The following is a 16,719-nucleotide window of genomic DNA, read 5'->3' as shown; positions in this document are numbered from 1 at the left end:
TCCTAATGTTATTGGGTTGTAATCAAAAAAAGATAGTTATTGTACCTATGCTTTTTATGAATTCCAGAATTATGTTTATAACTATTTATTATCTGTAAAAGATCCACGTGGTTTTATTTGTTCCATGCTTGCTAAAATTCGATGATAATTTTCGAAACGTGATTTTGCTATTTTTCCAGCGATTACCGCTTGTTGTAATGCACATCCAGGATCGTCTAAATGCTTGCAATCACGAAATTTGCAGTATCCCAAATATTGCCTGAATTCGACAAATCCTTTAGTTATTTGTTCCTTTGTTAGATGCCATAAGCCAAACTCACGGATGCCTGGTGAATCGATAAGATCACCTCCTTTGGCGAAGTGGTAAAGACGTGCCGTTGTTGTTGTATGTTGACCTAATCCTGAATTATCAGATACTTGGTTGATTAAGATTTTTTCTTCATTATCAGGTAATAAGTTATTAATCAAACTGGACTTACCAACACCAGATTGCCCGACAAAAATAGATATTTTTCCTATAAGGTTTTCAATAAGCGTATCTATTCCTTCATTAGTATGACTGGATACCTCTAAAACTACATAGCCAATGTTATGATAAAGTTTTATTGCTTTACTTATTTCTTTTCTGTTCTCTTTATTGAGTAGGTCAATTTTATTTAAAATAATCATTGGTGCAATATTAAGTGTTTCGCAGGCAACTAAATAACGATCAATAATATTTAATGATAATTGGGGTAAAATTGCTGAGACAATAATCGCTTGGTTGATATTAGCCGCGATAGGCTTGAGGCCGTCATAGTAATCGGGGCGAGTCAAGACCGATGTTCGTTCATAGACTGCTTCTATGACACCATTAACTTTTATATTAGATTGCTGATGTAGCGCAGGACGCCAAATAACACGATCACCGGTGACTAATGAGTGAATTGTTCGGCGAATATTACAGCGTTGAATGTCACCTTCATTTGTCTCGATATCTGCATGCTGACCAAAACGGCTAATAACTAACCCATCTTGGGGAATACCAAGCTGATTATCATCAATATCTTGCTGAGATTGTTTTTTTAGCTTAGTTTGATGGTTTGCATGTATTCGGCGTTGTTGGCCTTTGGTAAATTTCTTTTTAGCCACCTGACCTCACTAATTTTATTGGTTTGTTGATTGAATTCATTATCAAGAGTTATCGCAGTTGTGCTTTTAAGAAGCTATCATACACTAAGTATTGCATGCTATCAGTTTAGAATGGAACCTAGGATATAACATGGTAAATAGTGAGAACAATTTGATATGGATAGATTTGGAAATGACGGGATTGGATCCGGAACAGGATCGTATCATTGAGATCGCAACAATTGTCACTGATTCCAATCTAACTATTTTATCCGAAGGGCCAGTGATTGCCATTCATCAATCAGAGCAACAGTTGTCACTTATGGATGAGTGGAATGTTAAAACTCATACTGAAAGTGGATTGATTGATAGAGTTAAATCTAGTCAATATGATGAAAAAAAAGCAGAATTAGCCACAATTGCATTTTTAGAAAAGTGGTTACCTGCGGGGGTTTCACCTATTTGTGGTAATAGTGTTGCTCAAGACCGTCGTTTTTTATTCAAATATATGCCTGAGTTGGAAAAATACTTTCATTACCGTTACTTAGATGTGAGTAGCTTAAAAGAGCTGGCGCGCCGTTGGAAGCCTGATATATTGGCCGGTTTTACGAAAAAAAATACCCATCAGGCTTTAGAAGATATAAAGGAATCTATTGCAGAATTAGCTTATTATCGTCAACACTTTATCAACCTTTAAATCGTGTTATGATCATGCTGATTATGAGCGATTTGCTGTTTTAATCAGCATTTAGATTGAAAATAGATTTTTTATGGTTAAAAGTACTTGTCTGTTTGATAATTTTTCGTATAATTCGCAACCCATAGTGATTGGTAATATTGTTGTTATAAATATGCGGGAATAGCTCAGTTGGTAGAGCACGACCTTGCCAAGGTCGGGGTCGCGAGTTCGAGTCTCGTTTCCCGCTCCAAATTCTTCTTTTATCATTATTAGCATAAAGTTCTGTGATATAACTTATTGTTTCTTCTTATATTTTTTGTTCTTTCAGCTTATTAATTACTCAAAGTTTAGTGGCCAATTTATACCTATTTTGTTGATGAATTTTATTTTTCTGTTTTGGATTTTATTTAATTATAAGAATAAAATTTTTTGTTGCACTATGATAAAAACCGTCTATTTTTAAATAGGAGATTAGCTACTAAAAGAAGTCACAGTCTTGGTTAATAGTCAACAATTATATAGCTAATCGAGATAGAATTTATTTGAAAAATCGGGCACATAGGACTTGCAAATCGTATCTGCTAGGCATAGAATTCCACTCCCCCAATTTTGAAGTAGATGTGATGTTACACAGCATATACTTTATCAGTGAAGTGAGCAATGTGGTGTCATTCTTGGCAGGGAAATTATTTTAGTATTTAAAATGTATTGTAGGTGAATTGATGTTGTTATTTACATTAATCTTAGAAATTTTATGGCTAAAACTGCTACATTTTCTCAGTTAAAATGTTTTAATAACTTATTCATTTACAATTGAATTTTGGTTATGGCACACAGTGTCTATTTTGCTTTGTTGCACAGAGTTATCCACAGGCAAATGCGTTTTTCTATCGCTATCGCTATTGATGCTTTTCTTTATCAATATCATTTAACTTATTGAAAATATTTAAAAAAATATTTATATTTTTTGATGATTGATTATATGGTTATTTTTTTATGATCAATGCATTTTTATTTTATGCACAAGTAAAATTGAAGTATCTATTCTAGAAAATACTGATGTTAATAACCAGATATTGCGCACAAGGCGCTATTATTATTTTGATAAGGTTTTTATTTATAATAAAAGTATCATTTTAACGATATATTTCAAGGTGTAACTACCTAAGGCAATATAATACTTTAATAGCGGATATCTACCTATGTCTCGATATATTGTAGCGCCTTTTTAGTGATGTAAAAAAGCTTCTCTCAACCAAATAATTTTAATCGTTTAAGACAATAATATTGCATAATAAACATTAATTTTTTGATATTAATATAAATTTTTATATGTTTGTTTTTTATATAAATATGTACAAACCAAATGATAGAATATTGATAAAAGCAAGTAACTAAAAAAGATTAACTAGCTGAATAATAAGCATATGATGTAAGTTTTATTGATAAATATAACATTAAATATCGCTATAATATTCGGTAAGTAATAGTGTTTTGTGATATATTTTATGAATTAAATTATTAGATAAAAAATTATAAAAAGTGGCAATATTTTCATGAAAGAACTTATATTATTGCTTGCTAATGAAAAGGCAACAATAACCTTAGGGCAGCGTTTAGCTCAGCTTTGTAAGCAGGGTTTTATTCTTTATTTATATGGAGACTTAGGTGCGGGGAAAACGACTTTTTGTCGTGGTTTTTTGCAAGGTTTAGGTTATCAAGGACATGTAAAAAGTCCAACCTACACTTTAGTTGAACCCTATTTGTTGACTCCTAATCCTGTTTATCATTTTGATTTATATCGTTTAACTGATCCTGAAGAGCTTGAATTTATGGGTATCCGTGACTATTTTGATTGGCAGGCTATATGTTTGGTGGAGTGGCCAAAAAAAGGTGAAGGGATGCTACCATGCGCTGATCTTGAACTCTACCTATCATATGACAATAATGGGAGACAAGCACGATTTGTCGCATTATCAACATATGGGGAAATGTTATTAGAAAAATTGTCATAATAGGAATACTAATCATGATGAAGACTTCGATGATTAATATAATAAAACGATGGCAAACTCATGTATTTCTTTTATTAATGACAATAATATTACTTAGCAACTTATTATTGTCTAATGCACAGGCTGCAACTTTATCCAATATTCGCGTCAATGATAATTTATCCGAGGCAAAAGTCACTTTACACTTTGCTGGCGGTAATCCAGAGTACCGCTTCTTTCCCCTTCATGAGCCTGAGCGTTTGGTTGTCGATTTTCGTCAATCTGATCAGGTATCTGGATTACCAATGAAGTTTATAAATAATAATTTGGTTAAAGGGATCCGTACTAGTCAGCCACCGAATAGTCAGTATCAACGTATTGTTATCGAATTGGCAAATGCAGTGAAAGCAAGTGCCGTGGCTGAACAAATAAATCATCGCTATCAAATAGTTTTTACCTTAAAGAATAATCGTGCTGGGGCATCGCAGCCTCAGACATCTCAGTCCGCAACTGAAGCAACCAATAAATTGCTATCAATTGATTCACAAGCTGAGAAAAAGTTAGCCAATAACTCACCAACTCCCTCAATATATAAAAATTTACCTAAAGGTACTCGGCAAGTTGTCGTGGCAATTGATGCTGGACATGGGGGTAAAGATCCAGGCGCAATTGGGCAAAATGGTCATCGTGAAAAAAATATAACAATGATAATTGCGCGTAAATTAGAGAACCATTTAAAGACAGATCCAATGTTTAAGCCAGTGATGACCCGTAATGGCGATTATTTTATTTCTGTAGCGGGTCGTTCAGAAGTGGCACGCCAAAAAGCGGCTGATATGCTCGTTTCAATTCATGCTGATGCAGCACCTAATAATCGTGCCCGAGGTGCTTCTGTCTGGGTGCTTTCCAATCGAAGAGCGAATAGTGAATTGGGTAATTGGCTTGAACAACATGAAAAGCAATCTGAATTATTAGGTGGTGCCGGTGATGCGTTAGCAAATGGTGCAGATCCTTATCTTAGCCAAGCTGTTTTAGATTTACAATTTGGCAATTCCCAACGTGTAGGTTATGCTGTCGCGGTAAAAGTACTGAGAGAATTAAGTAAAATTGGTAATATCCATAAATATGATCCAGAACATGCTAGTCTTGGTGTACTTCGTTCTCCCGACATTCCATCTATTCTGGTGGAAACAGGTTTTATTAGTAATATTTCTGAAGAGCGCCTTTTAGTTTCTGACGATTATCAGGAAAGTTTGGCAGTAGCTATTCATCAAGGATTACGCAATTATTTTACCCAACACCCCTTACAAGCAGCGCCAAAATGATGGAATATGGCAGAGGTCATTATGTCAGCGATACAAATTCTTTCTCCTCAGTTAGCTAATCAAATTGCTGCGGGTGAAGTTGTTGAACGCCCATCATCGGTTGTGAAAGAGTTAGTCGAAAATAGTCTTGATGCTGGCGCCAGCCGTATTGATATTGAAATTGAGCGTGGTGGGGCAAAACTTATCCGCATCCATGACAATGGTAGTGGTATCGCCAAAGAAGATTTAATACTAGCGTTGGAGCGACACGCTACCAGCAAAATAGCCACGCTAGAAGATCTGGCCGCTATTATGAGTATGGGATTTAGAGGAGAAGCGCTGGCCAGTATTAGTTCGGTTTCTCGTTTAATACTAACTTCACGCGTCGAGACTCAGACAGAAGCCTGGCAAGCTTATGCTGAAGGGCGTGAGATGAATGTTACGCTAAAACCTGCTGCTCACCCAATAGGAACAACAGTTGAAGTTCTTGATCTGTTTTATAATACGCCGGCTCGACGTAAATTTTTACGTACAGAAAAAACCGAATTTAGTCATATTGATGAGATTGTACGTAGAATAGCTTTAGCGCGTTTCGATGTTGTAATCAATTTGCATCATAATGGTAAATTAGTTCGCCAGTATCGTGCGACAAATAGTGAAGAGCAATATGAACGACGCTTAGCTGCTATTTGTGGTACTTCTTTTATACAAAATGCGCTGAAATTATGTTGGCAACATGGTGATTTAGCCATTAAAGGCTGGATAACTAATCCCTATTTAGGTAAGGCCGCTGAAATTCAATATTGTTATGTTAATGGGCGCATAATGCGCGATCGATTAATCAATCATGCAATTCGTCAGGCCTATGCTGATCGTCTGCAAGAAGAACAGCAAGCGGCTTATGTGCTTTATTTAACCATTGATCCTCATCAGGTTGATGTTAATGTTCATCCAGCCAAACAGGAAGTTCGTTTTCACCAAGCTAGATTGGTTCATGATTTTATCTATCAGGGTGTGAACACGGTACTAAGCCAACAACACCAAAAACAATTTAATCAAGTCTCTGTTAGTTCAAACCAGGAAATTCATCTTGCTTCAGGATTACAAAATCGGTTAGCTGCGGGTGAAAATTTTTTTGCCTCAGATGATTCAAAGCAGCATTTAGTTATTAAAGAGCAAGAAGCACAAGTAATAACAGAATTAAGTGCCAGTAGCCAAATTTCGCCGTCTAAAACAGCATCATTTTCTTGTTACAATAATGGAAAAATAGCTAAAAAAATCTATAACAAAAAACAGGGTGAGCTTTATCAGCAATTAATGCAAAATGAACCAGCTAAACAAGAAAAAATCCCACTTTTTCCAGAGCGAGAATCGATAAAAACTGAAAAAATAGCAGTAAAATCGGTTGATATAGAAAAAAATGATAAAAATTATACGTTTGGTAAAATACTAACAATTTATTCTAAAAATTTCGCATTTATTGAATCATCATTTGGAATAGGTTTGTTATCATTAGCGGAAGCTGAGCGATATTTAAAGCGAAGTCAATTAATTCCTACTGATAAAGAATTAAAATCTCAGCCCTTACTGATACCAATAAAGCTCGTATTAACAGAAAAGGAAATTGAAACTTTTTATCGAGTAAAGGTATTATTAAGTACCTTAGGTTTTGACATCAATATTTCTCATAACAAAGCAATAATTAGTGGTGTATCTTGTCCCTTGAGATCACAAAATTTAGCTGAACTATTTCCAAAACTATTGAAATATCTTGCTCAAAATACTTCTTGTCAGTTGATGGAATTAGTTGTTTGGTTAGCAGATCATTTAGTAAATGAAAAACAAGTGTGGACGATTGCACAAGGGGTACAGTTATTAGCGGATCTGGAGCGGACTTACCCTGAATTAGTTAAAGAACCACCGAAAACATTACTACAACTAATTGATTTTGAATCGGTGATAACGGCTTTAACTCATGAGTAAACAAATTTTTCAACATAAACCGCAAGCGATTTTTATCATGGGGCCAACGGCGTCAGGAAAGACAGCATTGGCAATGGCATTGCGTCAACAATTACCCGTTGAAATAATTAGTGTAGATTCTGCTTTAATTTATCGCGGTATGGATATAGGAACAGCGAAACCAACACGGGAAGAGCAACAAATTGCTCCACACCGATTAATTGACATATTGGATCCTGCACAGTCTTATTCAGCCGCAGATTTTCGCCGTGATGCTTTATTAGAAATGGAAAAAATTGTCGCATCGGGCCGTATTCCCTTACTCGTTGGGGGGACTATGCTATATTTTAAAGCATTACTGGATGGGCTGTCACCCTTACCTTCTGCCGATGTCACAATTCGGGCAGAAATTGAAATGCAAGCGAAACAATTTGGTTGGGGTGCAATTCATAAACGTTTACAAGAGGTTGATCCAATATCGGCAGCTAGAATCCATCCTAATGATCCTCAACGATTGTCTCGTGCCTTGGAGGTTTTCTTAGTTTCCGGGAAAAGTCTGACAGAATTAACTGAAATTGTAGAGGCAGAATTACCTTATAATGTGTTACAGTTTGCGATTTCACCGCAAGATCGTAAAATTCTCCACCAACGTATTGAGATGCGCTTCCTGCAAATGTTGAAGACGGGTTTTGAGGATGAAGTTAGCGCTCTTTATGCTAGAGGGGATCTCCATGGGGATCTACCCGCTATACGTTCTGTTGGTTATCGTCAGATGTGGTCATATTTGTCTGGTGAAATCAGCTATGATGAAATGGTTTATCGTGGTATATGTGCAACACGTCAATTGGCTAAACGCCAAATTACATGGTTAAGAGGATGGAAAAACGTGCATAGACTCGATAGCGATGATATTAAGGGAATTCTTAACACAATATTGCATGTTATTAGTGCATAGGTTTGCTATTTATGTACAATTGGTGGTAAAGGCACAATTTTTTTGAGTAGTTAATTTTTTCGAACCATAAAGGTTCTTAGTTAAAAACAACAAAATAAGGAAAATAGAGAATGGCTAAGGGGCAATCTTTGCAAGATCCGTTCCTAAACGCGTTACGTCGTGAAAGGGTTCCGGTTTCCATTTATTTGGTCAATGGCATCAAATTACAAGGTCAAATCGAATCATTTGATCAATTTGTTATTTTACTGAAAAACACAGTAAGCCAAATGGTATATAAGCATGCTATTTCTACTGTAGTACCTTCTCGTCCTGTATCTCACCATAGTAATCAAGGGGGTAATACAGGCTTAGGTAATTACAATACAGGTAATGTGGCAGTTCCACAGGATAGTGATGCGACTAAATAATTCAGTTAATTATCTGAACAAAAAAGTACAGGTAAAGTTCCTTTTACCTGTATTTTGCCTGTTTGATATTTTTTAAGTCTAAGGAGTTGTGCTTTTGTTTGATAGACATGAAGGTGGGGAATTAGCTGTTCTTGTGCATGTTTTTTTCTCTAATGAAAAAGATACTGAAAACCTGATTGAATTTGAATCATTAGTCATCTCTGCGGGCATTAAGCCAGTACAGATAATCACAGGAAATCGCAAATCGCCGCAGGCTAAATATTTTGTTGGTGAGGGTAAAGCGGAAGAAATTGCGGCAGCTGTTAAAGACAGTAATGCCGATGTGGTTCTTTTTGATCATACGTTAAGCCCTGCACAGGAAAGAAATCTTGAACGATTATGTCAGTGCCGAGTTATTGATCGTACGGGTTTAATTTTAGATATATTTGCACAGCGCGCACGTACACATGAAGGTAAACTGCAAGTTGAATTAGCTCAGTTAAGGCATATTTCTAGCCGTTTGGTACGTGGCTGGACTCACCTTGAACGACAGAAAGGAGGGATCGGCCTACGTGGACCTGGTGAAACGCAACTTGAAACGGATCGTCGATTGATCCGCGGTAAAATTCGACAAATTCTTTCTCGGTTGGCTAAGGTAGAAAAGCAGAGAGAGCAGGGTAGACAAGCTAGAAGTAAAGCGGGTATTCCCACCATATCATTGGTAGGTTACACTAATGCAGGTAAGTCTAGTCTGTTTAATCAAATGACAAAGTCTGAAGTATATGCAGCAGATCAATTATTTGCGACGTTAGATCCTACATTACGGCGTATTGATATTGATGATGTTGGCGTGACAGTGTTGGCTGATACTGTAGGTTTTATTCGCCATCTACCTCACGATCTGGTCGCTGCATTTAAAGCAACATTGCAGGAAACACGCGAAGCCAGTTTATTATTACATGTTGTCGATGCTGCGGATAACCGTATGGAAGAAAATATCCGCGCAGTTGAAAGTGTACTAGAAGAAATTGAGGCTAATGAAATTCCAGCGCTGTTAGTCATGAATAAAATTGACATGTTGAATGGATTTACTCCCCGTATTGATCGCGATGAGAATAATGTCCCTATTCGGGTCTGGCTCTCGGCTCAAACTGGTGAAGGGATTCCATTATTATTACAGGCGCTGACAGAACGCCTTTCTGGTGAAATTGCACACTATGAATTGCGTTTACCGCCAGAAGCGGGTCGTTTGCGCAGTCGGTTTTATCAACTTCAGGCAATCGAATATGAAGAAATGGATAAAGATGGCAGCATCATGCTTGAAGTGAAGCTGCCCATTGTTGACTGGCAAAGACTTTGCAAGCAAGAACAACCTTTACTTGAGTACATTGTTAAGTCAACACATTAAATGTGGTCAATAAATTGAACAAATTAAGAGTAAAATATTTTGCTCTTAGCCCTGAAAAACCAATCATAACGAATGGAGCTATAACATGGCGTGGAATCAGCCCGGTAATAACGGACAGGACCGCGACCCGTGGGGAAGCAGCAATAGCGGCAACTCCAGTGGTAATAAAGGTAATCGGAAAAAGGGAACAACTGATCTTGACGATCTGTTCCGCAAGTTGAGTCGCAAACTTGGTGGTTTAGGTGGGAATAATAAAGGTAAAAATGGTTCGAGTAATCAAAATGGCGTCAATATAAACGGCCGTTTTATCGTATTTATTATCGCAGCAGTTGTTATTATTTGGGCTGCAAGTGGTTTTTATACGATAAAAGAGAGTGATCGTGGCGTCGTTTTCCGTTTTGGTAAATATAGCCATACTGTTGAACCGGGTTTGAATTGGAAACCAAATTTTATTGAAAAAGTGATTCCGATTAATGTTGAAACCATTCGTGAACAAGCGACTAATGGTATGATGTTAACTTCGGATGAAAATGTTATTCAAGTAGAAATGAACGTCCAGTATCGCGTAACAGATCCGGCTCAATATTTATTTAATGTTACTAACCCGGATAACAGTTTACGTCAGGCAATAGATAGCGCAGTACGTGGAATTATTGGCCAATCAGCAATGGAACAGGTGTTAACGACGAAACGTGCCTTTATCCGTGATGAAACACAAAAAGAGTTAGAAAATACGATAAGACCTTATAATATGGGTATAACGATATTAGATGTTAACTTCCAGGCTGCTCGTCCACCGGAAGCGGTTAAAGCCGCATTTGATGATGTTATTGCAGCGCGAGAAGAAGAACAGAAGACCATTCGTGAAGCGCAAGCTTATCGTAATGAAGTTTTGCCATTAGCGAAAGGTAATGCGCAGAAATTGATTGAAGAAGCAACAGCTTATAAATCAAGTGTGGTTTTCAAGGCGGAAGGTGAAGTAGCTAGCTTTGCCAAAATGTTGCCAGAATATCGAGCTGCTCCTCAAATTACTCGAGAACGTTTATATATTGAGACAATGGAACGAGTACTAAGTAATACGCGTAAGGTTATTGTTAACGACAATAGCAATAGTATGTTAGTGTTGCCGTTAGAGCAGATTTTACGCAGTGAAACCAAAGATAAAGCAGCAGATATACAAAAAATAACACCACCAAAAGTTATTCAGCAATCAGATATTTCTACTGAATCGCCTTATTCATATAGCTATGGTACGCGGGACAATGCTCGGGGCAGTAATTCAACTCGTGTAGGGAGACAATAATCATGCGTAAATCAGTGATTGTTATTATTGTTGCTGCATTAGTTGTGTTGTATATGTCAATTTTCACCGTTCAACAAACAGAAAGAGGCATTATTCTACGCTTTGGTAAGGTTGTGCGTGATAGTGACAATAAACCTATTGTTTATGAGCCAGGTTTGCACCTCAAAATACCATTTATTGAAACGGTAAAAATGCTGGATGCTCGTATTCAGACATTGGATGTTCAGGCAGATCGCTATCTGACTCGAGAAAATAAAGATTTAATGGTTGATTCTTATTTAAAATGGCGAATTACTGATTTTAGTCGTTATTATGTGGCGACCGGTGGCGGTAATCCTTATCAAGCTGAAACTTTACTGAAACGTAAATTTAGTGATCGTCTGCGTTCAGAATTTGGCCGTTTAAATGTGAAAGATATTATTACCGATTCTCGCGGTCGCTTGACCGTCGATGTGCGTGATGCACTTAATAAAGGTTCTGGTTCAGATACAGAAGCGACAAAAGATGCAGATCAGGCTATTGCCTCGGTAGCAGCCCGTTTTGATCAAGAGATCAAAGGTAATTCGCCAGTTGTTAATCCAAACAGCATGGCGGCATTAGGGATCCAAGTTGTCGATGTTCGTATCAAACGTATTGAATTGCCAAGTGAAGTTTCGGAAGCGATATATCAACGTATGCGCGCTGAACGAGAGGCTGTAGCACGCCAACATCGTTCACAAGGTCAAGAAGAGGCCGTGAAGATCCGTGCAGCAGCAGATAAAACAGTGACCGAGACATTGGCAGAAGCGGAGCGTACGGCACTGAAATTACATGGTGAAGGAGATGCGATGGCAACTAAGCTATTTGCTGATGCATTTAACCAAGATCCTGATTTCTATGCTTTCATTCGTAGTTTACGGGCATACGAAAAGAGCTTTAGTAAAAATGGTGATGATGTGATGGTATTAAGCCCAGATACCGATTTTTTCCGCTATATGCGAGCACCAACTAAACAAAGAGCGGTACAGTGATCATTTAAAGATAAATGAAATGATTGCCAATTGACTTTAGGTAAGCCCGCATTAGGCGGGCTTTAATCTGTTAAGATTGTCATGAAAAGAGGTATTGGTGTTATAAAAATTGCTGGCAGCTAATGATTGAAATGGTAGAATTCTTTTTTAAGCAATCGAGTGAATTTTGAAATGGGTAAAAACGTTGTCGTATTAGGTACTCAGTGGGGTGACGAAGGTAAAGGCAAAATAGTCGATTTACTAACTGAACGCGCTAAGTATGTTGTTCGTTACCAAGGTGGGCATAATGCTGGTCATACGCTAGTGGTAAATGGTGAAAAAACTGTTCTCCATCTTATCCCATCGGGTATTTTGCGTGAAAATGTCATAAGCGTCATTGGCAATGGTGTGGTATTAGCGCCTGATGCATTAATGGATGAAATGAAAAAATTGGAAGCGCGTGGCGTGCCAGTGCGTGAACGCCTCAAAATTTCGGCGGCTTGTCCATTAATCTTACCCTATCATGTTGCTTTAGATAATGAGCGTGAAAAAGCGCGAGGCGCAAAAGCGATAGGAACGACCGGCCGGGGCATTGGACCTGCTTATGAAGATAAAGTTGCCCGCCGTGGATTACGTGTTGGCGATCTGTTTAATAAAAAAACCTTTCCAGTCAAACTTAAAGAAATTGTTGATTACCATAATTTTCAATTAGTGAATTATTATAAAGCGCCTGCAATCGATTACCAAAAAACATTAGATGATATTATGGTTATTGCCGATATTTTGACGGCGATGACCGTTGATGTCGCTGATTTATTATACAAAGCGCATCAAAAAGGCGAATTAGTGATGTATGAAGGTGCTCAGGGAACATTGCTGGACATTGATCATGGTACTTATCCCTATGTGACTTCATCAAATACAACGGCGGGTGGTGTTGCCACTGGTTCAGGATTAGGTCCGCGTTATATTGATTATGTTTTAGGAATATTGAAAGCTTATTCTACCCGTGTAGGTGGCGGTCCTTTTCCAACGGAGTTATCTGATGAAACCGGCGAATACCTGCGTGAAAAAGGGCAAGAATTTGGTGCAACAACAGGCCGTTGCCGTCGTACAGGTTGGTTAGATATTGTTGCTATTAACCGGGCAGTTCAAATCAATTCTCTTTCCGGTTTCTGTTTAACCAAATTAGATGTATTAGACGGTTTGGATGAAGTGAAACTTTGTGTTGCTTATCGCAAACCAGATGGGACTGAATTGACTATAACGCCGTTAGCGGCAGAGGAATGGGAAGATTTAGTGCCGATATATGAAACGTTACCAGGCTGGAGTGAAAGTACTTTTGGGGTAAAAGAATATAATCAATTACCTAAAGCAGCCATTGGTTATATTAAACGGATTGAGGAATTAACCGGGATCCCGATAGATATTATTTCGACTGGACCTGATCGTGCTGAAACAATGATATTACGAGATCCTTTTGATGCATAATTTTACCACTCAATAATATTGCTCAAAGAGTGACGCCTGAACATTCAGGCGTTATTTTTATATCTAGTAATTCATATTACCTGATTACTAATCAATTTTGCTTAATATGATAAAAATTTACATAATAGATATAACTAGATGAATTAATGTCAAGAAGATGTCTTTCCATTTTTGTTTTATAACCAGAGGTTAATGTGCAGTTAACAAGTTTTACTGATTATGGCTTAAGAGCATTAATTTATATGGCTTCATTACCTAAGGATAAAAGAACTAATATTACTGAAGTTGCTAATGTATACGGTGTCTCGCGTAACCATATGGTAAAAATTATTAATCAATTAAGCCGATGTGGACTTGTTGCTGCGGTGAGAGGGAAAAATGGAGGGATTTACTTAGGCAAGCCAGCTGAGCAAATCCGGATAGGTGATGTTGTTCGTCTATTAGAGCCTCTAGCATTAGTTAATTGCTGCAGCGATTTTTGCCATATTACTTCTGCTTGTCGATTAAAAAAAATATTAAATCAAGCAATTGAACTTTTTTTAAATGAATTAGATAAATATACACTGGCAGATCTAATAGAAAATAATAAGCTACTTTATAAGTTACTATTAAAATAAATAACAGGCCTGGTGTATTAGTGGGTTATATTAATCAAAGTGGTAACGGAGGTGAGTGATGGCAAAAGATCCTTATAAAGACCGGGAAGCTGAGAAATATCATTCACCAATTGCAAGTCGTGAATATATTTTAGAGGTATTAGCAAAATTTACTAAGCCTGTAAGTCGACAGGAAATCGCCCGAATATTAAAGTTAACTAAAGAAGAAGAGTTAGAGGCTTTGCGGCGCCGCTTACGTGCTATGGAACGTGATGGGCAATTGGTATTTACTCGTCGTCAATGTTATGCCTTACCTGAACGCCTTGATTTACTCAAAGGCACAGTTATTGGCCATCGTGATGGTTTTGGTTTTTTACGGGTAGAAGGCCAGAAAGACGATTTTTACCTTTCTTTAGAAGAAATGAAAAAAGCGCTGCATGGTGATGTTGTACTTATCCAGCCATTGGGCAAAGATCGGCGAGGACGTACAGAAGTTCGCATTGTTCGAGTGCTTGTCCCACGAAATAATCATATTGTAGGACGTTATTTTATAGAATCGGGGATGGGGTATGTAGTCCCTGATGATAGTCGACTGTCTTTTGACATATTGATCCCTAAAGAGCAGGTTAACTGTGCCAGGATGGGAAATGTGGTTGTCGTTGAGATGACAACCCGACCAGCGCGCCATACCCAGGCAGTAGGAAATATTGTCGAAGTATTAGGCGAAAGCATGGGGACTAACATTGCGGTAGAGATTGCATTAAGAACCTATGAAATTCCGTATAGTTGGCCGCCACAAGTTGAGAAGCAAGTTGCTGATTTGTCCGAACAGATCCCTGCGTCAGCAAAAAAAGGCAGAGTAGACTTATGTCATCTACCTTTAGTCACCATTGATGGCGAAGATGCCCGAGATTTTGATGATGCAGTTTATTGTATGCCGAAAGAAGACGGTGGCTGGTGCTTATGGGTCGCGATTGCTGATGTTAGTTATTATGTGCGGCCACAAACGGCTTTGGATAGTGAAGCGGTTAGTCGGGGAAATTCAGTCTATTTTCCATCACGAGTGATCCCTATGTTGCCTGAAATTCTTTCTAATGGGTTATGTTCATTAAACCCTGAAGTTGAGAGGCTTTGCATGGTATGTGAAATGCAGCTATCGGCAGAAGGGAAAATTACTTCATCTAAATTCTATGAAGCCGTAATGCGTTCTCATGCCAGATTGACTTATACCAAAGTCTGGAAAATTTTACAGGGTGACGAAGAATTACGTCAACATTATCAAGACCTGGTGCCGCATTTAGAACAACTTCATCGATTATATAAAGCGTTAGATAATGCGCGCATAAAACGGGGTGCTATTTCCTTTGAATCTGAAGAAGCTAAATTTATTTTTAATGCAGAAAAACGCATTGAGCGGATAGAGCCGGTTGAACGTAATGATGCGCATAAATTAATTGAAGAGTGTATGATTTTAGCGAATATCGCTGCCGCACGTTTTGTTGAGCGGAATAAAGAACCTAGCTTGTACCGTGTCCATGATAGGCCCAAACAAGAGAGTATTGTAAATTTGCGGACGGTATTTAGCGAGCTGGGTTTAACATTACCAGGTGGCATGAAACCACAGTCAGCTGATTATGCTAAAGTTGTGGATGAAGTGGCTGAACGTCCGGATCATGAATTGCTGCAAACAATGATTTTGCGTTCAATGAAACAAGCTATTTATGATCCTGAAAATAGAGGGCATTTTGGCTTAGCACTGAAATCTTATGCCCATTTCACTTCACCGATCCGTCGATATCCTGATTTAGCGCTACATCGTTCGATTAAATATCTTTTATCTGGCCAACATGGAAACAATCAACATCGCTCGACGCCGACCGGTGGTTGGCATGCTGATACTCATGAAATGCTGCAATTGGGTGAACATTGTTCAATGACCGAACGGCGGGCTGATGAAGCAACGAGAGATGTTGCTGATTGGTTGAAATGTGATTTTATGCAGGATCAAGTTGGCAATGTATTTACTGGCATTATCACCAGTGTCACGGGTTTTGGCTTTTTTGTCCGCTTAAAAGATCTTTTTATTGATGGTCTGGTGCATGTCTCATCACTTAATAATGATTACTATCGCTACGATAATGTAGGACAGAGACTTATTGGTGAATCTTCGGGGATGGTATATCGTCTTGGTGATGAAGTTGAAATTAGCGTTGAAGCTGTACATATGGATGAACGCAAGATCGATTTTGCATTGATATCAACCTTACGTAAGGCGAAAAATCCAGGTAAGACAGCAAAAGAAAAAGCAAAAAAGCAATTTAAAAAAACAATTTCAACTCATAGCAAGCAAGATCACAGCCAGGACAAAAATCTTGAGCCCAGTAGTGCATTTATTAAAGCGAATAAAAAAGGCAGCGGTAACGCTAAAAAAGTAGATAAAAAAGGGAAAAAGGTTTCTGATAAAAGTAAAAAAATTGCCGCAAAATTGAGAGCAAAAAAGGCTATCAAAAAAGCACAAAAATAATCTTAGTTATTTTTATTA

13 protein-coding genes and 1 tRNA gene are annotated in these 16,719 nt (G+C 37.8%); 13 read left to right on the top strand and 1 reads right to left on the bottom strand.

All coding sequences use genetic code 11. The features are described from left to right. Positions 1-81: 81 nt before the first annotated feature. Positions 82-1,131, bottom strand: coding sequence for a small ribosomal subunit biogenesis GTPase RsgA (gene rsgA, locus WH390_RS10805; protein WP_032114353.1), 1,050 nt, complete (start codon positions 1,129-1,131; stop codon positions 82-84). Between the two features lie 130 nt (positions 1,132-1,261). Between rsgA and orn the strand changes: the two genes are divergently transcribed. The 13 genes from orn (at position 1,262) to rnr (ending at position 16,701) form a co-directional block, all read left to right on the top strand. Continuing rightward, on the top strand, positions 1,262-1,807 hold the full coding sequence (orn, locus tag WH390_RS10800; protein WP_032114354.1) for an oligoribonuclease: 546 nt from the start codon (positions 1,262-1,264) through the stop codon (positions 1,805-1,807). Between the two features lie 156 nt (positions 1,808-1,963). Next, positions 1,964-2,039: transfer RNA gene (locus WH390_RS10795), tRNA-Gly, on the top strand. Between the two features lie 1,306 nt (positions 2,040-3,345). Beyond that, positions 3,346-3,804 carry a tRNA (adenosine(37)-N6)-threonylcarbamoyltransferase complex ATPase subunit type 1 TsaE gene (gene tsaE / locus WH390_RS10790; protein ID WP_032114355.1) on the top strand — a complete coding sequence of 153 codons (459 nt, stop codon included), beginning with the start codon at positions 3,346-3,348 and terminating at the stop codon, positions 3,802-3,804. A 14-nt stretch (positions 3,805-3,818) separates the two neighbouring features. Beyond that, positions 3,819-5,108 (top strand): N-acetylmuramoyl-L-alanine amidase AmiB, encoded by a 1,290-nt coding sequence (amiB, locus tag WH390_RS10785; protein ID WP_032114356.1) that lies wholly within the window; start codon positions 3,819-3,821, stop codon positions 5,106-5,108. A gap of 6 nt (positions 5,109-5,114) precedes the next feature. After that, on the top strand, positions 5,115-7,070 hold the full coding sequence (gene mutL, locus WH390_RS10780) for a DNA mismatch repair endonuclease MutL (protein ID WP_238565657.1): 1,956 nt from the start codon (positions 5,115-5,117) through the stop codon (positions 7,068-7,070). Beyond that, a complete protein-coding gene (gene miaA, locus WH390_RS10775) occupies positions 7,063-8,004 on the top strand; it encodes a tRNA (adenosine(37)-N6)-dimethylallyltransferase MiaA (protein ID WP_032114357.1) in 942 nt (313 codons plus the stop codon). The genes mutL and miaA overlap by 8 nt, the downstream gene beginning before the upstream one ends. Before the next feature lie 110 nt (positions 8,005-8,114). Next, positions 8,115-8,411: an RNA chaperone Hfq gene (gene hfq / locus WH390_RS10770; protein WP_032114358.1), complete on the top strand. Its 297-nt coding sequence runs from the start codon at positions 8,115-8,117 to the stop codon at positions 8,409-8,411. A gap of 94 nt (positions 8,412-8,505) precedes the next feature. Continuing rightward, positions 8,506-9,798, top strand: a complete 1,293-nt coding sequence (gene hflX / locus WH390_RS10765; protein WP_032114359.1) for a ribosome rescue GTPase HflX — start codon at positions 8,506-8,508, stop codon at positions 9,796-9,798. A gap of 85 nt (positions 9,799-9,883) precedes the next feature. Beyond that, the gene (gene hflK / locus WH390_RS10760; protein WP_032114360.1) at positions 9,884-11,101 is read left to right on the top strand and encodes an FtsH protease activity modulator HflK; all 1,218 of its coding nucleotides are present in this window, start codon (positions 9,884-9,886) and stop codon (positions 11,099-11,101) included. A gap of 2 nt (positions 11,102-11,103) precedes the next feature. Next, complete coding sequence (gene hflC, locus WH390_RS10755) at positions 11,104-12,111, top strand: protease modulator HflC (RefSeq protein WP_032114361.1); 1,008 nt, start codon at positions 11,104-11,106, stop codon at positions 12,109-12,111. A 171-nt stretch (positions 12,112-12,282) separates the two neighbouring features. After that, entirely contained in the window at positions 12,283-13,581 is a 1,299-nt protein-coding gene (locus WH390_RS10750; RefSeq protein WP_032114570.1) for an adenylosuccinate synthase, read from the top strand. A gap of 194 nt (positions 13,582-13,775) precedes the next feature. After that, positions 13,776-14,198 (top strand): nitric oxide-sensing transcriptional repressor NsrR, encoded by a 423-nt coding sequence (gene nsrR, locus WH390_RS10745; RefSeq protein ID WP_032114362.1) that lies wholly within the window; start codon positions 13,776-13,778, stop codon positions 14,196-14,198. A 58-nt stretch (positions 14,199-14,256) separates the two neighbouring features. Then, on the top strand, positions 14,257-16,701 hold the full coding sequence (rnr, locus tag WH390_RS10740; protein ID WP_032114363.1) for a ribonuclease R: 2,445 nt from the start codon (positions 14,257-14,259) through the stop codon (positions 16,699-16,701). The last annotated feature ends 18 nt before the right edge of the window (positions 16,702-16,719 follow it).

It is taken from the genome of Candidatus Arsenophonus nilaparvatae (genome assembly GCF_045346035.1).
GTDB classification, from domain to species: domain Bacteria; phylum Pseudomonadota; class Gammaproteobacteria; order Enterobacterales; family Enterobacteriaceae; genus Arsenophonus; species Arsenophonus nilaparvatae.
This window is presented reverse-complemented; position numbering and strand designations above follow the sequence as displayed.